The sequence below is a fragment of the Salipaludibacillus aurantiacus genome (genome assembly GCF_900111295.1).
Classification (GTDB): Bacteria; Bacillota; Bacilli; order Bacillales; family Salisediminibacteriaceae; genus Salipaludibacillus; species Salipaludibacillus aurantiacus.
Window position 1 is genome coordinate 213029 of record NZ_FOGT01000005.1, and the last position, 26723, is coordinate 239751.

Annotated in this window: 31 protein-coding genes; 27 read left to right on the plus strand and 4 right to left on the minus strand. The window is 41.5% G+C overall.

Annotated features, from left to right (window positions below):
- Positions 1-119 precede the first annotated feature (119 nt).
- Both BMW59_RS08135 and BMW59_RS08140 read left to right on the plus strand, forming a co-directional pair.
- Positions 120-857, plus strand: a complete 738-nt coding sequence (locus BMW59_RS08135) for an AzlC family ABC transporter permease (protein WP_245733005.1) — start codon at positions 120-122, stop codon at positions 855-857.
- Positions 854-1159 carry an AzlD domain-containing protein gene (locus tag BMW59_RS08140; RefSeq protein WP_093050014.1) on the plus strand — a complete coding sequence of 102 codons (306 nt, stop codon included), beginning with the start codon at positions 854-856 and terminating at the stop codon, positions 1157-1159. The genes BMW59_RS08135 and BMW59_RS08140 overlap by 4 nt, the downstream gene beginning before the upstream one ends.
- A gap of 57 nt (positions 1160-1216) precedes the next feature.
- On the opposite strand, the gene BMW59_RS08145 is transcribed toward BMW59_RS08140, so the two are convergent.
- Together BMW59_RS08145 and BMW59_RS08150 are read right to left on the minus strand one after the other, a co-directional pair.
- On the minus strand, positions 1217-1672 hold the full coding sequence (locus BMW59_RS08145) for a GNAT family N-acetyltransferase (protein WP_245733006.1): 456 nt from the start codon (positions 1670-1672) through the stop codon (positions 1217-1219).
- A 96-nt stretch (positions 1673-1768) separates the two neighbouring features.
- On the minus strand, positions 1769-2593 hold the full coding sequence (locus tag BMW59_RS08150; protein WP_093050017.1) for a Cof-type HAD-IIB family hydrolase: 825 nt from the start codon (positions 2591-2593) through the stop codon (positions 1769-1771).
- Positions 2594-2750: 157 nt separating this feature from the next.
- Between BMW59_RS08150 and ctaG the strand changes: the two genes are divergently transcribed.
- The 6 genes from ctaG (at position 2751) to moaD (ending at position 7010) form a co-directional block, all read left to right on the plus strand.
- A complete protein-coding gene (gene ctaG / locus BMW59_RS08155; protein ID WP_093050020.1) occupies positions 2751-3665 on the plus strand; it encodes a cytochrome c oxidase assembly factor CtaG in 915 nt (304 codons plus the stop codon).
- Between the two features lie 17 nt (positions 3666-3682).
- Positions 3683-4315 (plus strand): SCO family protein, encoded by a 633-nt coding sequence (locus BMW59_RS08160; protein WP_093050023.1) that lies wholly within the window; start codon positions 3683-3685, stop codon positions 4313-4315.
- Positions 4316-4488: 173 nt separating this feature from the next.
- Positions 4489-5784 (plus strand): molybdopterin molybdotransferase MoeA, encoded by a 1296-nt coding sequence (locus BMW59_RS08165; RefSeq protein WP_093050026.1) that lies wholly within the window; start codon positions 4489-4491, stop codon positions 5782-5784.
- A complete protein-coding gene (gene mobB, locus BMW59_RS08170) occupies positions 5781-6314 on the plus strand; it encodes a molybdopterin-guanine dinucleotide biosynthesis protein B (RefSeq protein ID WP_093050029.1) in 534 nt (177 codons plus the stop codon). Before BMW59_RS08165 ends, mobB begins: the two co-directional genes overlap by 4 nt.
- Entirely contained in the window at positions 6304-6774 is a 471-nt protein-coding gene (locus BMW59_RS08175; RefSeq protein WP_093050032.1) for a molybdenum cofactor biosynthesis protein MoaE, read from the plus strand. Before mobB ends, BMW59_RS08175 begins: the two co-directional genes overlap by 11 nt.
- Positions 6771-7010 carry a molybdopterin converting factor subunit 1 gene (gene moaD / locus BMW59_RS08180; protein WP_093050035.1) on the plus strand — a complete coding sequence of 80 codons (240 nt, stop codon included), beginning with the start codon at positions 6771-6773 and terminating at the stop codon, positions 7008-7010. Before BMW59_RS08175 ends, moaD begins: the two co-directional genes overlap by 4 nt.
- Before the next feature lie 409 nt (positions 7011-7419).
- Here the strand turns inward: moaD and BMW59_RS08185 are convergent, their stop codons facing one another.
- On the minus strand, positions 7420-8094 hold the full coding sequence (locus BMW59_RS08185; protein ID WP_177174240.1) for a Crp/Fnr family transcriptional regulator: 675 nt from the start codon (positions 8092-8094) through the stop codon (positions 7420-7422).
- Positions 8095-8248: 154 nt separating this feature from the next.
- Between BMW59_RS08185 and BMW59_RS08190 the strand changes: the two genes are divergently transcribed.
- The 9 genes from BMW59_RS08190 to BMW59_RS08235 all read left to right on the plus strand — a co-directional run bounded on the left by BMW59_RS08190 (position 8249) and on the right by BMW59_RS08235 (position 17432).
- The gene (locus BMW59_RS08190) at positions 8249-8539 is read left to right on the plus strand and encodes a HesB/YadR/YfhF family protein (RefSeq protein WP_093050041.1); all 291 of its coding nucleotides are present in this window, start codon (positions 8249-8251) and stop codon (positions 8537-8539) included.
- 393 nt (positions 8540-8932) lie between these two features.
- Complete coding sequence (locus BMW59_RS08200; RefSeq protein WP_093050047.1) at positions 8933-10078, plus strand: MFS transporter; 1146 nt, start codon at positions 8933-8935, stop codon at positions 10076-10078.
- Entirely contained in the window at positions 10079-12202 is a 2124-nt protein-coding gene (fdhF, locus tag BMW59_RS08205; protein WP_093050050.1) for a formate dehydrogenase subunit alpha, read from the plus strand.
- A gap of 41 nt (positions 12203-12243) precedes the next feature.
- Positions 12244-12786 (plus strand): 4Fe-4S dicluster domain-containing protein, encoded by a 543-nt coding sequence (locus tag BMW59_RS08210; protein ID WP_093050053.1) that lies wholly within the window; start codon positions 12244-12246, stop codon positions 12784-12786.
- Between the two features lie 39 nt (positions 12787-12825).
- Complete coding sequence (locus BMW59_RS08215) at positions 12826-13359, plus strand: arsenate reductase (azurin) small subunit (RefSeq protein WP_093050056.1); 534 nt, start codon at positions 12826-12828, stop codon at positions 13357-13359.
- The gene (locus tag BMW59_RS08220) at positions 13352-13558 is read left to right on the plus strand and encodes a hypothetical protein (RefSeq protein ID WP_093050059.1); all 207 of its coding nucleotides are present in this window, start codon (positions 13352-13354) and stop codon (positions 13556-13558) included. The genes BMW59_RS08215 and BMW59_RS08220 overlap by 8 nt, the downstream gene beginning before the upstream one ends.
- A 76-nt stretch (positions 13559-13634) precedes the next feature.
- A complete protein-coding gene (locus tag BMW59_RS08225; protein ID WP_093050062.1) occupies positions 13635-14927 on the plus strand; it encodes an MFS transporter in 1293 nt (430 codons plus the stop codon).
- 84 nt (positions 14928-15011) lie between these two features.
- Positions 15012-16538 carry an MFS transporter gene (locus BMW59_RS08230; protein WP_093050065.1) on the plus strand — a complete coding sequence of 509 codons (1527 nt, stop codon included), beginning with the start codon at positions 15012-15014 and terminating at the stop codon, positions 16536-16538.
- A gap of 183 nt (positions 16539-16721) precedes the next feature.
- Positions 16722-17432, plus strand: coding sequence for a Crp/Fnr family transcriptional regulator (locus BMW59_RS08235; RefSeq protein ID WP_093050068.1), 711 nt, complete (start codon positions 16722-16724; stop codon positions 17430-17432).
- Between the two features lie 157 nt (positions 17433-17589).
- Here BMW59_RS08235 and BMW59_RS08240 read toward each other — a convergent pair whose 3' ends face one another.
- Positions 17590-18153 carry a hypothetical protein gene (locus tag BMW59_RS08240; protein ID WP_093050071.1) on the minus strand — a complete coding sequence of 188 codons (564 nt, stop codon included), beginning with the start codon at positions 18151-18153 and terminating at the stop codon, positions 17590-17592.
- A gap of 176 nt (positions 18154-18329) precedes the next feature.
- Between BMW59_RS08240 and BMW59_RS08245 the strand changes: the two genes are divergently transcribed.
- The 10 genes from BMW59_RS08245 (at position 18330) to BMW59_RS08285 (ending at position 26710) form a co-directional block, all read left to right on the plus strand.
- Positions 18330-19052: a YwiC-like family protein gene (locus BMW59_RS08245; protein ID WP_093050074.1), complete on the plus strand. Its 723-nt coding sequence runs from the start codon at positions 18330-18332 to the stop codon at positions 19050-19052.
- A gap of 111 nt (positions 19053-19163) precedes the next feature.
- Complete coding sequence (locus BMW59_RS08250; protein ID WP_093050077.1) at positions 19164-19343, plus strand: YjzC family protein; 180 nt, start codon at positions 19164-19166, stop codon at positions 19341-19343.
- Between the two features lie 302 nt (positions 19344-19645).
- Positions 19646-19813 carry a hypothetical protein gene (locus tag BMW59_RS21605; RefSeq protein ID WP_177174241.1) on the plus strand — a complete coding sequence of 56 codons (168 nt, stop codon included), beginning with the start codon at positions 19646-19648 and terminating at the stop codon, positions 19811-19813.
- 134 nt (positions 19814-19947) lie between these two features.
- Entirely contained in the window at positions 19948-20904 is a 957-nt protein-coding gene (locus tag BMW59_RS08255; protein ID WP_093050080.1) for a BMP family ABC transporter substrate-binding protein, read from the plus strand.
- Positions 20905-20923: 19 nt separating this feature from the next.
- Entirely contained in the window at positions 20924-21478 is a 555-nt protein-coding gene (locus BMW59_RS08260; protein ID WP_093050083.1) for a DinB family protein, read from the plus strand.
- A 28-nt stretch (positions 21479-21506) separates the two neighbouring features.
- A complete protein-coding gene (locus BMW59_RS08265) occupies positions 21507-21851 on the plus strand; it encodes a hypothetical protein (RefSeq protein WP_093050086.1) in 345 nt (114 codons plus the stop codon).
- A gap of 285 nt (positions 21852-22136) precedes the next feature.
- Positions 22137-23069, plus strand: a complete 933-nt coding sequence (locus BMW59_RS08270; RefSeq protein ID WP_093050089.1) for a beta-ketoacyl-ACP synthase III — start codon at positions 22137-22139, stop codon at positions 23067-23069.
- A 44-nt stretch (positions 23070-23113) separates the two neighbouring features.
- Complete coding sequence (fabF, locus tag BMW59_RS08275) at positions 23114-24355, plus strand: beta-ketoacyl-ACP synthase II (RefSeq protein ID WP_093050397.1); 1242 nt, start codon at positions 23114-23116, stop codon at positions 24353-24355.
- A gap of 359 nt (positions 24356-24714) precedes the next feature.
- Entirely contained in the window at positions 24715-25578 is an 864-nt protein-coding gene (gene liaF / locus BMW59_RS08280) for a cell wall-active antibiotics response protein LiaF (protein WP_093050092.1), read from the plus strand.
- Complete coding sequence (locus tag BMW59_RS08285) at positions 25571-26710, plus strand: sensor histidine kinase (protein ID WP_177174242.1); 1140 nt, start codon at positions 25571-25573, stop codon at positions 26708-26710. The genes liaF and BMW59_RS08285 overlap by 8 nt, the downstream gene beginning before the upstream one ends.
- Positions 26711-26723 lie beyond the last annotated feature (13 nt).

The following is a 26723-nucleotide window of genomic DNA, read 5'->3' on the forward strand; positions in this document are numbered from 1 at the left end:
TTTTGAGGCCATAAAGACACCAGGCTGCCTGGCCTGTCTCCCAAGGGCGTATGAAATAAGCTTGACAGTTTACAGTAATATTTTAAAATAAAGAAGACATTTGCCAACTACATACAGAAATGGGGAAATATAATATGGAGTCAGCAGAGACACTGAATTCAACGGAGATAAACTGGTTCAGACGAGGAATAGCGGCTGGAATCCCTATAGCTTTTGGATATATGCCGGTAGCTGTCACATTTGGGTTGCTCGCTGGGGCAACGGGTTTATCAGGCAGTGAAGCAGTGCTTATGAGTATGCTGGTGTTTGCCGGAGCAGCACAATATATGGCTTTATCAATGATGGCCTTAGGATCAGGAGCTGCTGAAATTATTACAGCTACCTTTATTGTAAACTTCAGACATTTATTAATGAGTGCCTCTATTAGGGAGCGGGCTGAAGTTGGGTCTAAACGGAGCAGAGCTTTATATGGTTTCTTCCTCACTGATGAAGTGTTCGCTGTATCTTCCACAAGTGAGCTTCCGGTCAGGAGCCATTACATTACAGGAGTAGGCATGATCGCTTATGGAAGCTGGGTAGGTTTTACGGGAGTTGGCTACTTTGCCGGCTCATTTTTACCTGGGCTGCTCACGGAAAGCATGGCAATCGCACTCTATGCTCTTTTTATTGCATTACTGATTCCTTCAGTGAAAAAAGAGGGGAAGGTTGTCATCAGGCTGGCTTTTTTAGGCGCTGTGTTTAATGCCGTGTTCCAACTATGGCTGTCTACCGGCTGGTCAATTATGAGTGCGACAATTTTGGCGGTTATCGTATATGAGGGAATAGATCAAAAAATAATAAGGAGGGGACAAACATGAATATGACAATGCTGGGGATCATTATTGGAATGGGGATTGTCACTTATATTCCCCGTTTACTTCCACTGCTTACGCTACAGACTGAAAATTGGCCGGGCTGGTCAAGACGGATGCTGGCACGTGTACCTTATGCTGTTCTGGGCGCATTAATTTTTCCAGGGGTCCTGTATATTCACGATTCAATCTGGTTCGGAATAGCAGGCGGAGCAGTAGCCGTATGTTTGGCTTATCTTGGAGCTCCGCTCATTGCAGTAGTAGGAGGATCCATTATATTTCTTGCAGTAATCCAGCTTGTCGTTTAAAAAGAAACAGAGAAGCAAGGCAGCGAGTACTTCACGTTCCACAGAGCTGGATAACTGCTAAGTCAGAGTCCTTCCGTAACGTTTGGAAACAATATCATAAAAGCCTAATGAATTGTACAATCTCTTTGTGGCAGCATTGTTAATACCGGTTTCGAGTTCAATTCCTTTGAACTCCTCAAGTTCAGCCCAATAAAGAACTTTTAAAAGAAGTTTTCTGGCAATACCCTGCCGGCGGTAATCTTTTCTTACATATAAATCATTCAGCCACACGTAGGGTCCACCTTTATCTAACCCGATCCCGGTATTAAGAAAAGCTCCTCCGACTATTCTCCCTTCTTTTTCGGCAACAAAAAATTCTGCTCCTGAGTCCGCCTTGAGAGCTTTATCAACGGTATTTAAGAGAGATTCTTCTGTCATATTGATACTTAAACTGTTCATCTGCTCCATCATTAAAAAAGTAATTTGTTTGATTTGTTCGATACTGGCGGGTTTTTCTACTTTATATATTCTCACATTTATTCTCTCCCTTAGTTCATTGTTACGGCAGCCGGTCTTATGCTTTTCCTGTGACTGCGTTCCAGGCTTGCAGGCCGGCAGTTTATACTAGTATCATTCAGACTTGTTATTAAGAGAAAAATAGTCATTTAAAAAGGCGGATACGCCGTTTTCTTCATTGGTAGTCGTTGTGACGTCTGCTACGTTCTTTAATTCATCAATGCCATTCCCCATTGCCACTCCGCACCCGGCAAATTCCAGCATTTCCAAATCATTATCTTCATCGCCGAAAGCGATGATCCTCTCTTTTGGTATATCAAAATGGCTGGCTATTTCTTTTAAGCCTACTGCTTTGTTCAAGCCGGACTTAACAATTTCTATGATGTTCCATGGTGCTCCCCACGAACGCTGTTCAATAACTTCGGCATGTGCTTCTGATAACAAATTTTTAAGGCCGCTATGTTGCTGATCATCCGGGTGAATCAAGATAGAAGTCGGTTCTTTATTGACAACCTTATTAAGGTTACCGTAAGCGGCTGGGGACTGATTCAAGGTGAAGGCTTCAGCAAACCCTTTATTTAAGTAACGTAAATAATAGTCATCTTTCACTTCAACCATGATATTTTTAACGCGTAAAGCTTCACACGTTTCTATAATCGTTTCAGCTACTTTTTTATCAAGCGGGGTGTGCCTCGTTTTAAAACTGTGCGGATTCTGCGGGTGATGGACAAAAGCCCCGTTAAAGTTAACCATAGGAGAATCTAGTGCAAGCTGCTGATAATAGTCTTTACTGGCCCTGTACGGACGGCCGGTTGCAATGACGACTTTATGGCCGAGCTCTCTTAAGCGAAATAAGGCAGACCTGTTCTGTTTAGAAATAGTTTTTTTATCTGAGAGCAGAGTTCCATCCAGGTCCACAGCGATAAGATGCGGTTTCATAAACGTTCCCCCTGTAAGTAATATAGGCTTTTCCTTTAAATAAGCAAATCCATAGGATTTCCAACAAAATCATGTTATAAATATACTATAACATGGTTGAGATATGTTAAAATACGTGTGGAAGAAGTTATCTTAAAAAATGACAGGGGATAAGGACATGGAACAATTTTTCTCTACATTCACTGCGAGGACGATCTGGACACCTGAGCTTTTAGTTGTTCTGGGAGCTGTCAGTTTAGTATATTTCTTGATTATTACTAAATTAAGGCATCATTTTCCGGCCTCTGAACCGGTTTCCCTCAGACGTAAAATATATTTTCACCTTGGTTTATTAGCTGTCTATTTAGGTTTTGGCGGGCCTTTATATGTGATGGGGCATATTATGTTAAGCATGCATATGCTTTCCATGGCAATAGTATATCTTGTTGCTCCTCCGTTAATATTATTAGGGATCCCTTCCTGGTTTTTTAAGTTTTTTGCTAGATTTAAAGTGATTAGGGGAGTTTTTACAATAGTCGGTTTCCCTATACTTGGGCTGATTTTATTTAATGCCATTTTTTCGTTTTATCATTTACCGGCGACATTTGACTACCTTATGACGAATGAAGGTTATCATAATATTTACCAGAATGCCATGCTTCTGGCTGCCATGTTAATGTGGTGGCATATTATACCCCGGTTTAAAACTAAATATGATTTATCAGAATTAAAACGAATTGGCTATATGTTTATGAGCGGGGTATTGTTTACTCCTGCCTGTGTACTCATAATTTTTGCCGGGGAGCCGCTGTATTCAACCTATACAGATCCATCTGTGTGGGCTACAGCAATGGCTTACTGCCTGCCTCCGGGAGCAGATATTCCGTTTGAAGTATTTTCCGGTGAGCAGTCGCTGACATTGCTCAGCCCAAGGCATGATCAGCAGTTTGGCGGCGCTATGATGAAAGTCATTCAGGAGCTTGCTTATGGGGTCGCAATGGGATACACCTTCAGGCTCTGGATGAAGCGTGACAGGGAAAATACTCCAAAGTTAAACCTTAAAGAATACGAAATGTACCAGACTAACGGATAAAAAGAGAGAGGGATTATATGAGCAAGTGGTGGCTTGTTCCGGGGAGTCTCTTAACACTTATTCTGCTGTCAGCAGGATGCAGTTTTTTGTATGAAGACACCTCTGAATCAACACAGGGAGATGCAGTTATTGACGTGTCCCAGGCAGAAGAACCTTGGGAAATCGTGGATTTTGAAGCAGTTAACCAGTATGAAGAAGATGTAAACAATGAGACGCTGCAAGGAGAATGGTGGGTTACAAAAACAATTTTCACACGATGCCCAACCGTCTGTATGACAATGACGCCTAATATGGTTACACTGCAGGAAGGACTGGAGGATGAAGGAATAGATATCCGGATTGTTTCCTTTACAGTTGATCCTGAGTTTGACACACCTGAAAGACTGGAAGACTATGGTGAATCCTACGGAGCAGATTTTTCAAATTGGGATTTCCTTACGGGGTATACATCAGAAGAAATTAGGGAATTTGCGTTAGAGTCTCTTAAAGCCCAAGTACAGGAACTGCCCGAACAAGAGGACATTATGCATCCGACGAGATTTTACCTTGTAAACCCGGAAGGTGTCATTGTCCGGATGTACAGTGGTGAAAATAATTTTGATTTAGAAGCAACAGTTGAAGATATTAAATTAGTTACCCAAGCTGATTAAAGTGAGGCTGCCTTGATGACAAGGCAGTTTTTTTATTATAAATAACACTTACAGAGCGTTAATAAACGTTTATAAATAATAAATTGTGGAAAAAGTTTCGAAATTGTCCCTATAATCTGCCATTAAGATTGTTAAAATAGAATGAGATTGCAAAGAAAGGATGTGATGGCACGATGTATGAGCTTAGAACACCGGTAAAGGTGAGTGAAGCGGTAAACCGTGTCATGAACCATAAAAAGAAAGGCGAAAAGGAATTTATTGAGCTCATGGAAGCGGGGGACCGTTATTTAGCTGAAGATATAGTTGCAGACCATCCAATCCCGCCGTTTGACCGTTCCCCGCTGGATGGATTTGCCGTAAGAAGTGAAGATACTGAAAATGCAGACAGTACTCATCCTGTACAGCTTGAAGTTGTAGAGACTGTAGGGGCGGGTCACGTTGCTAAGGGGCCCGTAAAGCCCGGCCAGGCAATCAGGGTTATGACCGGGACTGTCATGCCTGACAATACTGACGCCATTATCATGTTTGAATTGGCAAAAGAGTTCACACAAGAAGATAAGACTTACATTGAAATCAAGCGTCCTTTTAAGGCAGGCGACTATGTTTCGAAAAAAGGTGAAGAAACCAAACAAGGCGAAGTAGTAGTCAGATCAGGTACGAAAATTACGGCTGGGGTCATCGCAGTCCTTGCGACTTTTGGCTACCACAGGGTTCCAGTAGCCAAAAAGCCTGTCATAGGCATTTATGCGACAGGGACTGAGTTACTTGAGATAGATGATAACTTACAGCCTGGAAAAATTCGTAACAGCAATGCCTATATGATTATTTCCCAAATCCGGCAGGCCGGAGGAGAGCCTAAATATTACGGGAAGCTGAAAGATGACTTTAATCTTTGTTATAATGCGGTGACACAGGCACTAAACGAAGTAGATGCTCTCATTACAACCGGCGGTGTCTCTGTCGGGGACTTCGATTTTCTGCCTGAAATCTATAACAGGCTTGGAGCAGAGGTGCTATTTAATAAAATTGCAATGAGGCCAGGCAGCGTTACGACAGTAGCTGACAAGGATGGAAAACTATTATTTGGTTTGTCAGGAAACCCTTCAGCTTGTTTTGTAGGATTCGAATTGTACGCGAGACCGTGGATTCGCAGTTATCTCCATTCCGGAAAACCTTATGTAGAAACGGTAAAAGGTAAGTTAACAGCTGACTTTCCAAAACCTAACCCTTTTACTCGTTTTATTAGAAGCAAGGTTGAGTTTAAAGAGGGAAAAGTATTTGCCAGCCCAGTCGGGATGGATAAGTCTCAAGTAGTGACCTCTTTAGCTTATACAGATGCCCTCGTAGCGGTTCCCGGAGGATCAAGGGGGTATAAATCAGGTGATGAAGTGGATATTTTACTTTTAACCTCCGAAGGAAGTGAGAATCCGTTAAAAGACCCGGCAAAATCCAGGGATGAGAAATTATGATTAAACATCAGATAGTTGGCTATTCAAATTCAGGAAAAACGACTGTAGCCGCTAATCTTATCCGCATGCTTACTAAGACAGGATATTCTTGTGCCACGATTAAGCATCATGGAGATCATACCCCTCTTTCTAAAGAGCCGGCTGGCAAAGACACAGCTCAACACAGACAGGCCGGGGCCTGTGGAACGCTTGCCGCAAGTGACAGGGAGATGGTCCTGACACTCCAGCACAACCGGGCATTCAGTTTAAATGATTTTATTAATTTTTATAATGTTTTATCTTTGGATGTCCTTCTAATTGAAGGATATAAAAAGGAAAAATATCCGAAAACCATTTTGTTAAGGACAGAAAATGATTTATCTTTGTTAAAGAAAGCTGTTAACATCAAATGTGTTTTATGCAGGGATAAAAGCCTTGTGAATTTTGTTTCTGAAAACTATACTTTCCCAGTTTTTTATATGGAGGATATGGAGGACTACCTCAAATGGTTTTTAAAACGAGTGGAGAAGGGGGACTACGATGAATCATAAAAATTTTGAAATTATAAATACTCCCATACAAATTAATCAAGTAATTAATAAAGTTGAAGACAGAAATGCCGGGGCGATAAATACTTTTATCGGTACAGTTAGAGAACTGACAAAAGGGAAAAAGACCGTGTATTTAAAATATGATGCATATATTTCAATGGCTGAAAAAAAATTAGCCCAGATTGGCGAAGAAATTAAGAAAGAATATCCTGAATCAAAAGTTGCTATTACTCACAGGATTGGTGAGCTGGCTATCTCAGATATTGCTGTTGTTATAGCTGTCTCTACTCCTCACCGGGCGGATGCTTTTGCAGGCAGCAGGTATGCAATTGAAAGAATAAAAGAAATCGTACCTATTTGGAAAAAAGAACATTGGGAAGATGGAGAAGAATGGATGGGAGACCAGCTTGAACATAAGCCTTACCCTGAAGGAAAACCTGGAAAGGGGGATTTAAATTGAGTATTCGGATATTATTATTTGCTGAGTTAGAAGAAAAGGTCGGAACCCGCCAGATCGAAATAGCCGGCTCCGAAATGACAGCAGGAGAAGTCAGAAACACACTTCTGGAAAAATATCCGGAAGTCTCCGCGTTTAATTCAGCTATGATGGCTATTAACGAAGAATACGCAGAAGATCAGGACGTGGTCCGTGAAGGGGACCTGGTTGCTTTTATTCCACCGGTAAGTGGCGGATAAGTCATAGAACGTTCACAAAAAAGGTGTAAGAGTGTGACGGGAATCACGGAATAATCCGGCTAATTTTTTTACACTAGAAGTATTCATTGCTCATCGTTTTTGGGCGGTGCATAGTTTTACTTCCTTTATTTAAGAACCCAACGTATTTGGCAGCTGATCACCCCAAAATCAGTGTTTGCCAAACCACACAAAGCGTAACAAACCCAAAACATGTGAATGACTAAAGTTCTTATGACCCCCAATCATATGAACAAAAAGCGGCTGCCCGAGCAGCCGCTTCTTTTTTTGCTAAAGCCTGGTTAATTTACTTTAAAAGAAGGTGCACTATGTGGTTTTTCCTCCCGCCCTTACTTTACACAATAAGCCAAAATACCTGCCGGTGAACAAAAGCGGGGGCAGCCGCAGGTAATCAGGCATCATGCATGTATGTTTTTAATTCCTCTAAATCATGAATAACAAGATAACCTTGTTGTTTAGAGAGTATCTTTTGCTTTTTCAGCTGGTTCATCATTCGTGTAACGCTTTCCCGGGTAGCACCGAAAAAATTTCCTAAATCTTCATGAGTCAACTTTATATCTATATAAATACCGTCTTCCTTTTTAATTCCGTAATCTTCTGTTAACCTTACAAGAGTGGCAGCTAAAGCGCTCAGTTTTCCGTACAAAGCAACATCCCGTAACGTCGTTTGGGAGATTCTTAACCGCTCTGCCATAATACGGAAAATAGGCATACCTAATTCAGGATGTTCCAGAAGCATCATTTCCAAGTCTTCATTGCGGATATAAGAGACGCTCCCGCCTTCTAAAACAGTAGCAGTGGCCGGATAAGTCGTTTCCTCAGGACTGAACAATGCTACTTCAGCAAAAATTTCATCTTTTTGCCTGATATTTAATACAATTTCTTTACCGTCCGCACTGCTTTTAGTTAATTTAACTTTTCCTTCATTGATAAAGTATAAGGATTCAGCCGATTCTGTTTCCCTAAACAGGACTTCTCCTTTTGTAACGGCTTTAGTCAGGATAATTTCCTCAAGTTTCACTTTAATGGTATCAGGCAATGGCGCAAATACCGGTATATTATGCAAAAAAGACTTGGTAGACAAAATAATCACCTGCTCTTTCAATTAAATCCGTGTATACCTATAGTTTACCAAAAATTTCACACTATTTATAAAGTGTTTTCCCTGATTTATATAAGGGAATAACATATGAAAAAGAGTATGAGAGTGGAGGGAAAAAATGCAAGTGATAATAAGCGAACAGGCATTGGAATGGTTTAAAAATGAACTGGAAGTCACTTCAGGAGATCACATACAGTTTTTTGCCAGATATGGAGGGTGTGGAAACTTTCAATCAGGCTTTTCACTGGGAGTTACGGTTAAAGCTCCGGAAGAAGAAGCGGCTTCAGTTGAAAAAGATGGTATTATATTTTACGTCGAAAAAAAAGACGAATGGTATTTCGACGGAAAAGATTTAAAAGTGACTTACGATGAAGAAAAACAGGAAGTTTCTTATAACTATGCAGATTAAATAAGTTAAATATAATAATTAAAGCGCACCGTTAATGAAAGGGCAGTCTTTCATTAACGGCTTTTTTATGTTTTATGTTTAAAAACTCGCTTCTTTAAAAGTCTACCCTGTTCAAGCGTGTCATTTTGACATTTATGTGAACTTCCTAAACCCTGTTTTTTTAATAAATACTGCTGTTGAGCCATTTCTACGGTTGTTGTTAATAAAATCGCCATATTTACCTGTTTGGTGTGACGAAAATCACACATTCGCTGTGATTGATTGCACAGTGACTCATCCCCCCAGAAACTAAAATGAACTTAACAAATTAATTATGAATGAGGAAAAACAACCTGTTGGGCAGATCACATAGTTCACCTGACTAAATGAGGTTTTTCAGAAGGGGGTTCCATAATGAGTCAATTAGAAAAATCATTTTATTCAAAATCAAGTATGTACTCATTTATTGTAGTTGTCATCTTATTTATGTCCATGTGGATTGGAACAGGGCAATTTTCACATATGGACTGGATGTTGTTCGGTTATATGGTTTCATCGTTTATCTTCTTTATCGGTATGACCGTCCGGCTGACTTCCTGGATAATGAGACCGGCTACACATGAAGTCATTAAACGGTCTATTCAAAAAATGAAGTCAAAGAACAGCCAGAAGAGAAATGGAAAAGCCATTTTTAAAACCTTAATAGATAATATTATACTTCAAAAATATATTTTTAAGAGAGGCGTGTACAGAGGGATTCAGCATTGGCTGATCGCCTGGGGATGCATCGGATCCCTGGCGATCACCTTCGGTCTCACGCTGGGATGGATGCACTTTAAACTGGTCGATGCTTCCACTTACCAAATGGTTGTATTTAACATCCCGACAATTCAAATGGCTGCAGACGGCTGGCTTGCCCAAATGTTTTTTGAAGGCTTGAATATAACAGCATCGATGCTGTTAATAGGGCTTGCGATGGCCATTATCAGAAGAATTCGTGATAAAGACCTTAAAGTGACTCAGAGGGCAGAATTTGATTTATTTCCTCTATATCTGCTTCTCGCAGTCACATTAACAGGTTTGTTCCTGACAGTCTCATACAAACTTTTAGGCGGATGGATGCACCCTCAATTAGCTTTAATCCATCAGATTACAGTCGTTGTTTTCCTTGTGTATTTTCCATTCGGGAAGCTTGTGCACCTCCCTATGAGGCCAATGGCTGTTTCAGTGCCGATGAACTATCAGGAAACTCCGGGAGTAGATACGAGAGACTGTTCAGGCTGCGGAGAACTTTATTCGAACGATGAGCAGATAGAAGATGTAAAAGCCATCTTAGGGGCTCAGGCGTTTGATTTAAAAAATGATGAGGGAGACTGGCTGGCTGACTACTGTCCGGCCTGCCGCAGGAAACTTCGGGTAATGAGTCAGTTGAACTTACCTAAGGGAGCGGGAAAAGCAGCCCCTGTCCAAACAAATAATGGTATACACATGCCGGGATTTGGCCGGAAACGGTCAGAAGACTTTTATCAGCCAGCCCATTCAGGCAAGGAGGAATTATAAATGACACAATTTGTGGTAAAACCAGGAGTTAAAAATCTGAAGCACGATGGTGAAAAGCTTATTACAACTCATTGCTGCTATTGCGGCATGCAGTGTGGAATGCATATTAGAGTAAATAAAAAGTCCGGAAAGGTCGTAGGGGTAGAGCCGCGTTACGACTGGCCGGTGACGATGGGAAAAATGTGTCCTAAAGGGGTTACAGCTTATCAGACTGTAGACCACCCGGAAAGAATTAAAAAACCGCTTATTAAGAAAAACGGAGAATTTGTTGAAAGCAGCTGGGAAGAAGCTTTAGATCTTATAGAAAATAATTATAAAAAGCTGCAGGCTGAACATGGAAAAAATGCATTGTCAGTGTTTGGCGGAGTATCGATGACCAACGAAAAATGCTATCTCGTCGGAAAGTATGCCCGAGTCGCTTTAGGAACAAGATACGTTGATTATAACGGACGGTTCTGTATGTCTTCGGCAGCAGGCGGCTTCATGAAAACGTTGGGAATTGACCGGGGATCAACCTTACCTTGGCCGGAACTGGAACATACCGATTGTTTCTTCATGGCGGGAACCAATACAGCAGAATGCCACCCAACCACAATTCAATGGTTATGGCGGGCGAGAGATAAAGGGGCAAAGATGATTGTGGCAGATCCAAGGGAGACGCCGACAGCGAGAATAGCAGACGTCCATCTGGATTTAAAGGCAGGAACAGATTCAGCCCTTGCAAACGGCATGCTGCATCTTCTAATACGCGAAGGATACGTTGATGAAACTTATGTTAATGAACGATGTAATAACTATGCTGGCTTGAAAGAAGCCGTCAAACTGTTCACACCGGAATATACGTCTGAACTAACGGGTGTAGCGACAGAAAAAATCATAAAAGCAGCCCATATATATGGCCAGTCTCCACGATCTGTTGTTATGTTCGCACGGGGCGTAGAGCAGCAAAACAAAGGAGTAGATAACGTTGCCTTATATACGTCCATGGCTCTGTTAAGAGGGCAAATTGGAAAGTTTGCATCCGGAGTGGCTACTTTTACAGGCCAGGGGAACGGTCAGGGGGGAAGAGAGCATGGTCAGAAAGCCGATGCACTTCCAGGGTACCGGAAAATAGATAACCCTGAGCATGTAAAATATGTAGCCGGCGTTTGGGGAATTAAGCCTGAAGAAATGCCTGAAGCGGGAGTTTCAGCTTATGAGATGTTTGACGAGATCCAGAACGGAAACATTCGTTCAATGCATGTGATTTGCAGCAATCCGGCGGTATCTGCTCCAAATAACCACTACATCTGGGACAGTTTTAAAAAGCTGGATTTCATGGTCGTTTCTGATTTCTTCCTTTCAGAAACAGCAGAATTTGCAGATGTCGTCTTACCTACGACCACATGGGCTGAGGACGAAGGGACAACAACCAACCTTGAAGGCCGTGTAATCAGAATCAGAAAAGTGAGAGAGCCACTCGGTGAATCAAAAACAGACTGGGAAATTATGCAGCTGATCGCAGAGAGAATGGGAAAAGGAAAATTCTTTCCATATAAAAATGTGCCTGAGATTTATGAAGAGTTCCGGATTGCTTCTAAAGGCGGCAAGGCAGATTACTATGGAATAACGTACGATCGGATCGAGAAAGAGGATGGTGTCTTCTGGCCTTGCCCGGACGAGGATCACCCTGGTACACCGACTATGTTCAGAGAATCCTTTGGCACACCTGACGGAAAAGCAAATCTCCCGGCAGTATTGTGGCAGGAACCAGGTGAAGTTCCGACTGAGGATTATCCGCATACGTTAACCACTGGACGCGTTGTCTTTCATTATTTATCCGGTACACAAACGAGGAGAACCCAGTTTTTAATGGAAAAGTGCCCTGAGCCTTACGTTGAAATGCATCCTGAACTTGCTTCTCAATACGCTTTCCTGGACGGCGACAACGTCTACCTGGAAACAAGGCGCGGCAATATGAAAGTTAAAGCAAAAATAACTAAAGCGATCCGGAAAGACCACGTATTCATCCCATACCACTGGGGCAAAGAACTGTCAGTAAATAAACTTACAAATCCGTCTCTTGATCCTACATCACGGATGCCGGAGTTCAAGGTGTGTGCCGTCAAGCTGAGAAAAGCTTAATAAAACAAAACGGCCAACCAAAACAGCAGGAGGTTATAAGAATGAGAAAAGTAATGTACTTGGAGTTTGAACGCTGTATTGGCTGTCGGGCGTGTCAGGCGGCCTGCCGTGAATGTGGCGGACATGATGCTAAAGAACGTAATTATGTTGAGTATGTAGACTTCTTTGAAAATCGTCAAACGTACCCTATGCTTTGTATGCAATGCAAAGATCCAGCCTGTGCAAGGGTGTGCCCGGCCAACGCCATTCAAATTACTGAAGAAGGTGTCGTCCTTTCAGCAATGGAGGAGAAATGCATTGGCTGCAGAAACTGCACCTTTGGCTGTCCATTTGGAATACCGAAGTTCGATTTTGAAGAAAACAAAATGTACAAATGTGATATGTGTTATGACAGAACACAGCATGAAATTGCACCAATGTGTGCCTCTGTCTGCCCGTCTGATGCAATCCGTTTTATCGATCATGACGAGATGATGGATTTAAGAAGACGCCGCACCCAGATGAACTTAATTGAAGGGAAAAAACCTTCAGAAAATAATAAATGGGATTATGTACCTGAATTTTTCGGGGTCTATTCCGATTAAGAGCTGAGTTATTCAGGCTAAAAGAAAGGAGCAGGGACGATGACTAACGAGTGTAAAAAAGGACGGAATCTTAAAAACTCTAAGTCTGACATGGTAAACCTGACGAAAAACGTGGATCAGAAAGATGATCTGAAATATAACCGCCGTTCATTTCTTAAAACTGCTGCAGGAGCGTCGATAGCTTTAGGACTGTCGACCGTACCCTTCAGCGTACGAGCGATGATGGGAATGGCAGAAGAGGAAAATGAACGGCTTGAAATAGGCCGTCTGGATCAATTAGGTGAAGGGGAGTCCATGACCTTTAATTATCCGACAGACAATGACCCGGCGATTCTCGTCCACACCGTGAACGGAGATCTGGTTGCTTATAATTCTGCCTGTACACACCTTATGTGCCCAGTCTTTTATAAGAAGGAAGAAGACATATTGCTTTGTCCATGCCATAAAGGGTACTTTGATGTCAATAACGGCCAGCCGGTAGAAGGGCCGCCCCAGAGGGAGCTGCCGTTAATCGAGATTGAAGTAGAGAATGGAATAGTTTATGCCACGGGAAGGAAGTACCGCCATGGATAAAAAAATGTGCTGGATACTTATCTTTGTGACAATAGCAGTCAACGTAGTAATGGTTCAATGGACAGTGGAATCTTATTTAGGGCGAGAATTTAATCAAGTTGTTATTTATTCAGGGATTTCCGTTGTTTCAGCATTTATAGCTTTTTTTGTATTTCTTAACTGGAGAAAACTTGAATATGCAGAAGAAAATCAGCAATAAAGACAGATTAATTAGATATAGAGGACCCGGCTGGACCGGAAATGTGAAAACTTTAACATAGATTGGGGAGATCGTCATGCCACGAATTAAAAAATGGGAGCCGGAAAATGAGGCTTTTTGGGAACAACAAGGGAAATACCATGCCAGGCGGAATTTATGGATTTCCATTTCAGCTTTGTTTTTAGCCTTCGCTGTCTGGCAAATCTGGTCTGTCATAGCAGCCAACTTAAATGATATCGGCTTCAGCTATACAGAAAGTGAGTTATTTCTCTTAGCCGCTCTTCCAGGATTAACAGGAGCAACCTTAAGAATTTTTTATACTTTTCTCGTCCCTGTTTTCGGAGGAAGAAACTGGACAATAATCAGTACGGCTTCTCTTCTTATCCCTGCTATAGGAATAGGAGTAGCAGTACAAAATCCGGAAACGCCATTCATTACAATGGCCATTCTTGCTGCACTCTGCGGTTTTGGAGGCGGAAACTTTGCTTCCAGTATGTCTAACATCAGTTTCTTTTATCCTAAAAAAGCGAAAGGAACTGCCTTAGGTTTAAACGCAGGTATTGGAAACCTTGGTGTCAGTGCTGTTCAACTTTTATCGCCGCTCGTTATCACTATTGCACTGTTCGGTCCTTTAGGCGGCGGCTCACAAGTGATGGGGGGGGATTCAGAAGTATATATGCAGAATGCTGCCTTTATTTGGGTCATTCCAATCGTATTGACGGTGATTGCCGCATTCTTCGGTATGGATAACCTTCCAGGCGTAAAAGCCTCTTTTAAAGAACAGGCAGTAATATTTAAAAACAAGCATACATGGATTATGACTTGGCTGTATACGATGTGCTTCGGATCTTTTATCGGTTATGCTGCGGCCTTCCCGTTATTGACCCGTACCGAGTTTCCAGAAGTAAATGTGTTCCAGATTGCTTTTATCGGACCGCTCCTTGGTGCGCTGATCCGTCCTGTAGGAGGCTGGCTTTCTGATAAACTGGGCGGAGCTTTTGTAACATTTTGGGATATAATTCTTCTCATAGCTGGTACGTTAGGTGTTATGTATTTTTATAACGCAGGTAACTTTGCCGGATTCCTGACTATGTTTATTATCGTATTTATTGCTACAGGAATTGCCAATGGTTCGACCTTCAGAATGATTCCATTTATTTTTGAGCAAAAAGAAGCAGCGGCTGTGCTTGGGTTTACATCGGCTATTGCTGCCTATGGCGCATTCTTAATTCCCAGTCTGTTTGGTTGGTCAATCAGCCTTACGGGAATGGCAAATCTGGCGTTAATTATCTTTATAGTTTATTATGTTATTAGTCTTGGAATTCATTGGTATTATTACTCAAGAAAAGATGCTGAAGTGAAGTGCTGATAAATGGTTGGCAGCAGGGCTGAGTGATTCGGATTACTGTAAAATCACCAGCTCACTGCCTCTTCATAAAAGGGAGCGCTGTCTATGAAAATCAAAGAGTTATTCCAGTTTAATAATCCCAGAACACGGACACTGCATTTAACATGGGGAGCTTTCTTCGTTTCTTTTTTCGCCTGGTTTAACATGGCGCCTCTCTCCGGTACAATGGTCGCTTCAGTAGGGTGGCTGACAACAGATCACATCGCTGCACTGGCTATTCTGAACGTTGCCTTAACTATTCCTGCCCGCATTGTAATTGGAATGCTGTTAGATAAATACGGCCCGCGCCGGGTCTTCTCAATTTTATTAATCGTTATGGCTATTCCGACTTTCATGTTTGCATTTGGTAATACATGGATACAACTGTTTATTTCCAGGCTCTTATTGAGTTCCATAGGCGCGAGCTTTGTCGTAGGCATTCGTATGGTGTCTGAATGGTTTCCGCCTAAAAGCGTCGGTTTTGCAGAAGGGTTTTATGCTGGATGGGGGAACTTCGGTTCAGCTGTAGCTGCAATCGTTCTTCCATGGCTGGCTATTTCCGCGTTCGGCGGGGATGAAGGCTGGCGTTATGCTATTGCGTTTACGGGGGTAGCCTGTATTGTTTACGGGATCGTTTATTGGTTTTCCGTCTCTGATACTCCGGAAGGTAAAACATATCAAAAGCCGAGGAAAGTGGCAGCTATGGAAGTCAGCACGTACGGGGATATGATCCAGTTAATCTTATGGACGCTTCCGCTGGCAGGGGCTTTAGGTTTGTTAACTTGGCGGCTGAAAAACCTTGAGTTTGTTTCAGAGCAGGCGATGTATATCGTATTTGCCATTTTATTTGTAGTGCTTGTCTATCAGATTACCCAGATTCTCCGAGTCAATCTGCCAATCTTAAGAAACGGGGTTCCGGAGGACGATAAATACAAATTCAGAAACGTCGCCGCTCTCAATACCACGTATTTTGCTAACTTTGGAGCAGAACTGGCTATCGTTTCTATGCTGCCACTATTTTTTCTGGTCACATTTAATCTTTCGCCAATGGCTGCAGGACTGATTGCCTCATCATTTGCATTTGTTAACCTGTTTGCCAGACCGCTTGGGGGCTGGCTATCGGATAAGATGTCAAAACGGAAAACAGTGATGCTATTTTACATGTTCGGTATTTCATCAGGACTTTTCGGCATGGCGTTTATCAATTCTGAATGGCCGCTGATCCTTGCCATTGCTGTTACAGTTGCTACATCAATTTTTATACAGGGCGCAGAAGGAGCTACCTTTGCTGTCATTCCTCTTATTAAAAAAAGGATTACCGGGCAGATTTCCGGTATGGCCGGGGCGTATGGAAATGTCGGGGCTGTTGTTTATTTAACAATCTATACTCTTGTCACACCGCAAACCTTTTTCTTTATCTTAGCGGCTGGAGCTTTTGGAAGTTTCTTATTCTGTCTGTTCTTTTTAGATGAGCCTAAGGGATCTCACGGGGAAGAATATGAGTTGTCTTCAGTTGATAAAGCACTTAGCAGAGACGAAGAATCTGAAGAAACCGATGGGGAAGTGCCTGAAAGAAAAACGGCTTCGGCCTGAAGCTCCTGATAGTAAAATGCCCTGGCGGGTTTTCCGCCGGGCATTTTACATTTTACTAAAAGTCATAAATTAGACATCTTTTTCCACTTTATACTTTCTTAATAGTGTTAACATGTAAATATAGAAAAACAAATTCGTTGGGAACGCTATGGATCATTCTTTTAAGAGAAAGCGGGGAAGAACATGGAAAAACAAGAATTAAAAATGAAACGTTTTTTTAACGAAATGTCTGCCGAAAACAGAGAACTTCTCTTAAAAAATGGACTGCAAATTAATGTGAGAAACGGCACTTTTCTGTTTTATGAAGGCGATTTTCCTGAACATGTATACCTCGTCAGATCCGGAAAAGTCAGGTTAAGCAAAATGACATCTGAAGGAAAAGAATTCTCCGTGCATTTGAAACAAAAAGATGAACTTGTTGGTGAAGTGGGTTTATTCAATGAAATGGCCATCAGTGTGACAGCGGAAGTTATTGAAGATGCCACACTAGTCCGCTTTGACCGCCATACGCTGGAAGAACTTTTCCGCGAAAATGGCGAAATAGCAGTCGCTTTTATGAAATGGTTTGCCAGGCATACTCAGTCTACCCAGGCGAAGTTCAGGGACCTTATTCTTTGCGGAAAAACTGGTGCCATTTATTCTACGCTCATCAGGTTCAGCAATTCTTACGGAATGATGAGTGAAGAGGGAATATTTATTAATGTCCACCTCACAAACCAGGATATTGCTAATTATATAGGAACAACGAGAGAGAGCGTAAACAGATTATTAAATGACCTAAAAAAAACAGGTGTCCTGTCCATGAAAAACGGTTATATTACGATCCACAAAATAGAATTTTTAAAAGACTATTTACACTGCGGGGACTGCCCCGTAGAAATCTGCACCATCTAAAAGGGCTACTCATGAGAGAGCCTTTTTTTTTGATTAAAAGAAGGGGCAGCACCGCACAGCAGCCATTTAGATAATCAGAGCTGCCGCAGAAAAGGTTATTTTACAGAAACATGTATGACTGGTTTACTTCCTCTTCAGCGGCAAACGGCACCATTAATTAAATATTAAATCCTGTCTCGTCAGTAACGGGAATAATATTCAGGTGATCTCCTAAAAAGGTTTCCTCTCCTTCAGAAGAGATAATCGTACAGAATGGCGTCTGTTTCTGCCCTTGTTTAGTTCGAGAAGAAACATCGGACTGAATGAGAATACCTCTTCCCAGTAACTTTTGACCATCAAATACTTCTACTGTGAAGCCCTCCATTGAACGGTGCTTTGCCTGATTTATAAATTCTCTCCAAGCCGTAAATCCGTGATATAAGTAGGCAGGTCTGCCTTCTGAATCATATCCAAGCATGGCTTCTTTATCATCCACCTCCGCCTGCAAGTGTTCAGACAAGTGGGCAATAAGAGCATACAATTCTTTACATCCGTCAAACGAAATTTCGTCTTCACACACAGCTTTCAGCACTTTCTCGTCATTCTTGTGAGTCATAACCACTGAGAAAGCGTCTGATTTTAAATTTTTTTCATAGGAATTACCTTTAAATTGAAACCCGTATTTGGATAAAACAGGGAAAACTCCGCTTTCGGTTTTATAATTTAAGCGTACAACTAACATAGTGACAACCTCCCGTTGCATTTACAGTTTCTCATATAACGATGATAACAAATCAGTAAAACCTGCGCTGTGGGAAAAATCACATAAGTTAAAAGCAATTGTGACCCGCATCACATACAAAAAAAGTCTCCTTTAGTAAACTTAAATTAGAACATTACAGGAAAGAGGGGGTTATTATGAAATGGTATATACCCAGGGAACATGGGGCTTGGGCAATGTTCATCGTTCCTTACTGGATCGGCGCAGTTATTTCCGGGTTAAATTATCATCATCTTTTATTTTTTGCCGGATTAACAGCCGTGTATTTTGCCCAGGCGCCTTTGCTGACGTTTATCAGACAGCCTAAATACCGGGATGTATGGCCATCATTTTTTATTTATGCAGGTCTTGGAAGTCTCATTTTAATTCCTTATATGCTCTCTGATATAACGCTGCTTTTAATTGGTTTAAGTATTTTGCCATTATTTTGTATTAATATCTTTTTTGCAAAAATAAAGAAAGAGCGGAGCTTTTTGAATGATGCTGCTGCGATTACAGCTCTGGCTGCTCTCCTTCTGTTCGCTTACCAGCTCGGTAAAGGCACACTGGCCGGAGAAGCCTATTTATATACAGCCATCACTATTATTTATTTTATAGCGAGTGTCTTCCACGTTAAATCGCTGATCAGGGAAAAAAAGAATATGTTATTCCGTAAAACATCATACGGTTATCACATCTTAATCACCTTTGCTACTATATTGACTGGATGGTTCGGTGCCGCAGCGGCATTCTTTTTAAGTACACTGAAGACAATTTTTCTTCCTGAAAAATATTTAAATAAACCGATGAGCATTGGAATAGTTGAAATTGCCAACAGTCTGCTTTTTTTTATTTTTATCGTTACTGGCTATTACATTTAATTAATTGAAATACCATGTCGTGACTGTATGCTGGCACCTTATGCGTATGAGCGTATGATTTAAGTGTAAGCGGGAAAGATAAAGCATATTACATTTTCAGAGGTGAAACAGATGGGACAGCGTCATCAGTTTAAGACGGGCGACAAAGCACCGAATAACGGTATGTATGTGGAAATAGGAGAAACAGGGAGCATGGTGCAGAAGCCTCAGCAAATTCATCTGGAGGCAGGCGACACTTTTCCTGAGACAAGGAATAAAGACCGCATCTGGACTTACAAACGAAAACCTTGAAGAGGCTGGGAGAAAAGAATAGTAATCATAAAGAATGCCGAACAAAATTCAAAAATTTTGTTCGGCTGTTCTTTTTGAGAAAAGGAGTGATTTTAATTCGTCAGGCGGGCACTTGTCCCTTTAATCTGCCGGTTCACTCTTTACGAAGGCTTATGCCACAGATATAAGTGCAACTAGGCACAAGTGAAAATTGGAATCATAAAAAGGAGGTCCGGATAGGATCTTAAAAAGCCTGCCCATTTTTCTGCTTGTTTTCTTCACTCATTTTTGCGACTCTAATAATAGCTGGAAAGGAGAATATTATGAGATTAACTATAGGGGTCGTTATTTTTTCATTAGTAGCACTGGCTGTTTTTTTCACACTCAATTCAGCAGTTGACTGGCCTGTGGAAGTTATTGTTATCAGTTCGTTACTGGCAGGCGGTGCAACAGAATGGCTTTTCTACCAGTTCAGAAAAAACAGTGAGTAGAACCTATAGGAGGAAAAAACAGCCAGAGTGTAGAATAATACATTTAGAAATAATCATTTTCTGCTTCCTTCCATCACTCCAGGAAACACGGTTTAAGTATTATAACAACTATAATAGGGAGCGTGGCTATTAAGATGAACCGTAAGATATTACTGTTTGTTTTCGCTTTATTCCTGCTTCTGGCCGGTTGTGCCCAGGCTCAGGAAAAACCCCTTGATAAAATCGGGGTATTGCTGCCCCATCCAGTCGATGACAGAGGGTGGAACAGTAAAGGGTATCAGGGTATTTTAAAGGTCCAGTCAGCAATGGATCTCGAAATATCCTTAAAAGAGGATATACGCTCAAGTGAGGCTGTAAAAGAAGCAATAAGAGAATTTGCAGAGGAAGAGGCAGGACTCATTATCGGTCACAGCCATATTTATGCAGATATTTTCATGGAAGTAAAAGATGATTTTCCTTCAATTCATTTCGTGAGCTTTAACGGTGAAGTGGAAGGGGACAATATTACAAGCCTGCATTTTGACGGGTATGCAATGGGTTATTTCGCCGGTATGTTAGCAAGTGAGATGTCTGAAGAGGGAACGATCGGAACAATCGCTGCCTTTCCATTCCAGCCTGAGGTCCAGGGTTACGAAGATGGGGCTAACTATCATTCACCTTCTGTCAATGTACTAGTAGAGTACGTGGAAAGCTGGGCAGATGAAGAAAAAGCTGTAGAGGTTTTCCATGAAATGAAAAATAAAGGCGCTGATATTTTTTATCCTGCTGGTGACGGGTACCACGTCAGGGTCGTAGAAGAAGTCAAGAAAGAAGGGTTGTATGCGATCGGTTATGTAGGTGACCAGATAGACCTGGGCGAGTCAACTATATTGACGAGTACCGTGCAGGAAGTAGAGAAGTTATATGAATATGTTGCCACTCAGTTTAAAAACGGTGAATTGGAGACCGGGAACAAGTATTATGATTTTCAGGAGGAAGTTATTTCACTGGGCAGTTTTGGTCAGGAAGTACCTGAAGATATTAAGAAGTGGCTTGAAGAGCAAGTTGACACATATATCCAGACAGGAAAATTGCCTCATGAAACTAATTAAATTGTAAAGGGTGATAATAATGGAAGAACACACACTGGCGCCAGTCTCTTCAAGAGAATCACTTCATTTACTCGGAGGTTTAATTTTAACAAGAGAACGTCTGCTTACGCTTCTGGACGAGCTCGATGACCAGGATCTTCATCATCAGGTACACGATTTCCCGACTTTAGGAGGTTATGCGCTGCATTTAGCCCAAATTGAGTTATGGTGGAATAAAATGGTGCTGACTGGTGAAGGTTTAACAGCTGAAGACCGGAAAAAGTTTGACTTTAAAGAAAAACAGGAAATAACAGCTCCGACAGGGATGGAGAAAAGCTGGGTATTAGCCAGACTCGGTGAAGCCCGTATGTTAACCCGTGAATATTACCATAGTTTGTCGGATTTTGAGTTTAGAAAAGCGATATTAAAGGTTAAAGATGGAGACACTGAAAAGGTCTACTCGCCTGAATGGGTGTTATATCATTTAAATCACCATGAAAGTTATCATTTAGGTCAAATGTATATGCTGTTAAAATGGATTAACGGGAGACGGGAAAAATGGGATCACTTTAACACTCCATACTTATCTATATAATTTTTACAGCCAGTTAGGAGATTGATTTATGTCAGATCAGCAGTCAAAAGCAGTTAAAAAGATGGCAGACCGTATCGTCAAAGGGTACGAGGCTGTGCACAGCAAAAATTATCAGGAAGCAAAAGAACTGCTGGAACCATTGGTTCCTTTATTTCATCAGGAAGAAAAGCCGAACGTAACCTTATTATGTTACACGTCGATTGCACAACTAGGATCAAAAGATATCGATTCGTTCCTGCAAACATATGAAGAACTGAAAAATTATACACCTTCTAAAAAAGGGGAAAAGGATCTGGTTAAAAGAGTTGATGAAATGTTCGAAGAATTAATGCATGCCATCAATTTGGATTCTGACAGTAACGAGAGCCATTAAACGTACTACAGTACAAAAAGGCAGAAACAAAATGATAGTAACTTTAATAACACCCGGAACAATTTTTAAAATGTTGTTCCGGGTGTTTTTTTATTTGGGGTGTTTTTTACAAAACTGTATTGAGGTTTGTTTTCCGTGTTTATTCAGTAACGAATAGTAACCAGAGTGTTCAGTAAGAATAGAAGCTTTCCTGTGCAGTAAAAACGTTGCAATTTTTTTAGCACTAGGTCATAATAATAACTATAAAAACATACTTGATCATGAATGTTATGAGGAGGAAAAGAGATGCGAGCAGGAATATGGGGAATGGGTAAATACATTCCGGAGCATGTCCTCACTAATGAAGATTTAGAGAAAAAAGTAGATACAAATGATGAATGGATTCGTTCCCGCACAGGCATTGAAGAGAGGCGTATTGCTTCTGATGATATAGATACATCGCATATGAGTTACTATGCAGCAGTTGAAGCGCTTGATAATGCAGGAGTTCATCCTGAAGAACTGGACATGATTATCGTGGCTACGGTGACTCCGGATCAGAGCTTTCCATCTGTGTCCTCTATGCTGCAAACACAGCTTGGTGCAACTAAAGCGTCAGCCATGGACGTAAGTGCCGCTTGTGCGGGCTTTGTTTACGGGCTTGTAACAGGTAAACAGTTCATAGAGACGTCGGCTTATAAACATGTATTGGTTATCGGGACAGAAAAGCTCTCTAAGGTTGTGGACTGGAAAGACCGGAATACCGCTGTACTGTTTGGGGATGGTTCAGGTGCAGCCGTTCTTGGACCGGTGGCTGAAGACCGGGGAATACTTTCTTTTGAATTAGGGTCTGACGGAACAGGCGGAGCACATATCCGAATGGAAGACCATCTTCTTATGAATGGACGGGAAGTCTTCAAATTTGCAGTCAGGCAGATGGGGGAATCTTCGTTAAATGTAGTAAAGAAAGCCGGACTAACTAAAGAGGACGTTGATTTTCTTATTCCTCATCAGGCAAACATCCGAATTATGGAATCTGCCAGACAGAGACTGGATCTTCCAGTTGAAAAAATGTCTATGACAGTTAATAAATATGGAAATACATCTTCTGCTTCTATTCCTCTTTCCATGGTTCATGAATTGGATCAAGGTAAAATCAAAGAGGGAGACGTCGTAGTGATGGTTGGTTTTGGAGCAGGCCTCGTCTGGGGCGCTGCAGCTATTAAATGGGGAAAATAAAACAAAATGATACAATGGGAGAAAAAGGAAAGGGGTTTCCGACAATGTCAAAAAAACGAGTAGTTATTACAGGCGCAGGCGCCGTTTCCCCTTTGGGGAATAATATAGATATCACGTGGAACAAACTGATTAACGGCGAGTCAGGAATTAATCGCCTCACAAAATTTGAAGAAGGACAATTTCCTGCTACAGTAGCAGCAGAAGTAAAAGACTTCGATCCTTCTCAGTTTATGGATGGAAAAGACGCTAGAAAGATGGACAGGTTCACTCAGTTTGCGGTTGCCAGTGCAAAAATGGCAGTTGAGAATGCCGGTTTAACGATTGATGATTCAAACGCAGACCGAATAGGTGTGTGGATCGGTTCCGGTATTGGCGGAATGGAAACTTATGAAAAACAATTCCGCCTTTATGAAAAACGGGGCTATCGCCGTGTCTCTCCCTTCTTCGTTCCAATGCTGATTCCAGATATGGCTTCCGGGCAAGTATCGATTCAGCTTGGGGCCAAAGGAATAAATTCCTGCTCAGTTACAGCTTGTGCTTCAGGGGCTAACTCTATTGGCGATGCTTATAAAGTGATCGAGCGCGGAGATGCAGATGTCATGCTAACCGGAGGAGCAGAAGCGCCTATAACAGAAATGTCTATGGCAGGCTTTTCATCTGCCAGGGCTTTATCGCTTAATCCTGACCCTGAAAAAGCAAGCCGCCCATTTGATAAGAACAGAGATGGATTTGTTATGGGAGAAGGCTCAGGTATTCTCGTTCTCGAGTCATTGGAATCAGCTGAGAAACGGGGGGCCACGATCCTCGCTGAAATTGCAGGGTACGGAGCTACAGGAGATGCTTATCATGTCACAGCACCTGCTCCTGAAGGGGAAGGGGCTGCCCGTGCAATGATGCAGGCGCTTGAAGACGCGGAAATGTCTCCGTCTGAAGTCACTTATTTAAACGCCCATGGAACAAGTACCGAGTATAATGATAAATATGAAACGACTGCAGCTAAAAAAGTGTTTGGAGAAACTGCCCATAACCTTGCTATTAGTTCTACAAAATCGATGACTGGGCATCTTTTAGGGGCGGCAGGTGCAGTTGAAGCCATTTTTTCTGTAAAAGCTATTCAGGAGGGCATTATTCCTCCAACTATGAATTATGAAACACCTGATCCTGACTGCGATTTGGACTATGTTCCAAATAAAGCGAGGAAACAGGATGTGCCAGTGGTTATGAGTAATTCACTCGGTTTTGGAGGGCATAACGCTTCCTTGGTGTTTAAACGTTATGAAAAGTAATATAAGAATTTACTGCTCAGGAAACTGCGGTTTCCTGGGTATTTTTTGTATTATAAGAAAGTTGAGGTTTAAATTAAATTTATCTCGCGGGTTACAGAGACCACCTGTAAAAATCAGACTTAAGGTTGAGAAGAAGACCGTCTGAAGGGCGTTTAACTGCGCCGTTTTTGAATTTAAAATTTAGTTAGGCAAGAATCAGGGATTTGCTTAATGCCTGTACGAGCATTAAAAGTGAGTTGATCGCCTGCCAGAATATTACTAAAAATTAATTGGCGGAAATGGTATAAAAGGATACAATAAAAGATGAGAAAGCTGCAAGGGATCGCGCGGTTTTCTTATTTGAAAAGAGGTGTCTTTAGATGAAGAATTTCATAGGAATCCTTATATTAAGTACAGGAATCGTCTTTCTCATGGCAAATACTGGTTTTATTGATACAGAAGTAACTAGTCTTTTTTCGACTTTCTGGCCGGCAATTATCGTTCTCTTCGGATTAAAAATCCTTTTTGAGGGGCTCGTCTACTTTTTTCACGGATTAAGAAGAGACAGATGGCATATTGGCAAAATTATATGGGGACTCATTGTCACAGCAGTCGGAGCCGTTCTATTAGGAAACAATGCAGGGTGGTTCAGCTATGGTCTGGGAGATTTATGGAGCTGGATATGGCCTCTTCTGATCGTATATATAGGTTTTAAAGTATTATTTGACCGTGACGGTAATGTAGTAATTAATTTAGGGCCTGATGATATAGAAAAAGTTAAGAGAGAAAAGAGGAAAGGTAAAAACAAAGACCGCTCTGCTGATTTTAATTTTGGACCCTTCAGTGGAACAGTGGGGCGACCTGGACAAGACAGAAAAACACACCGGACCTTTATTGGAGATATTTCTCTTGGCAAACAGCCATGGGAACCCGATGGTATGGATATAAATATGGGAATAGGAAGTATTGAACTTGATTTGACTAAAGCGATCCTAAAGGAAGGCGATAATATAATTGACGTATCCAGCTGGATAGGTTCAGTGGAAATTTACGTTCCGAAAGAAATGGCTGTAAAAGCTGGTGTTTACGTGAAAGTTGGTGAAGTGACGCTCTTTGATGATTCTCATGGAGGGACAGGCAGGAATGCTACTTACACAAGCCCGGGATTCCATGAGTCAGAAAAAAGATTAATACTCAATGTTGATCTGAGTATTGGAGATGTGGAGGTTCTCACAGTTGACTGAAGCCGAAAAAAAAATTCAGCAGAAAAATAAAAAGAATAAAGAATCTCTGCAGGGAATTCTTTGGGACCTTCTCAGAATACAGACTAAAGTGGTTTTAACAGCAGGAGCAGCCGTGTTTATTCTTTTTCTTATTTTACAAAGTTTTCTTCCGCATACTCCCGGAGCCCCCTCCACTTTCTTATACGACATTACAGCCTTAGCTTCTGACAGACTTATTTTTGCTTTTTTAATAGTTATCATTATGGTTATATTTCTGATAACGGGATGGGTGTATTATTACTCTTACGGCCTGTCACTTAAAAGGACGCTTGCCCATATTATTCATCAGTTGAAACAGTTTCAAAGAGGCTCCTTAAACAGGAAAATAACTGTGGAAAGAAATGATGAACTTAAAAAACTTGCTGATGAAGTTAATGAATTAACAGATGATCTGCAGCAGCAGATTGTCTCTATGAGAAGACTGTTAAACGAGAATGCCAAGCTGATTGAAGAGGCTGAAAAAGGAGCAGGTCTGGAAGAACGGAGGAAGCTTGCCAGGGACTTGCATGATGCGGTCAGCCAGGAATTATTTGCTGTATCCATGTCACTGGGAGCTCTTCCGAAAGTTTTAGATAAAAGCCCAGAAAAGGCGAAAGTTCTGTTTAAACAAACGGAAAAAATGGTTCATCACGCTCAGCAGGAATTAAGGGCTTTAATTATGCATCTTCGCCCGGTCACCCTGGAAGGAAAATCGTTAAAACAGGCGATGGAAAGTTTAATGAAAGAATTATTGAGTAAACATCCTCATCTGACTTTTGAATGCGATTTAAAAAAGGTTCCTCCTATGGAAAAAGGAACTGAAGAGCAGCTATTCCGTGTCCTCCAGGAAGGTTTATCCAATGCATTAAGACATGCCGATCCTTCAAAAGTCCAGCTGCATGCTTTTCTACGGGGGGAACGCCTGCTTATCGTACTTGAAGACGACGGGCGGGGGTTTGATACGGATAACGTGCAGAAAGAAAAGACAGGGAACTACGGATTAAGTTCAATGAAAGAAAGGATGGTTGAACTTGGCGGTCATTTAACGATTGTTTCGTATCCCGGAAAAGGGACAAAGCTTGAATTCAGAGTTCCGCTGACAAAGCACCAATAAAAGGTTGAGGAGG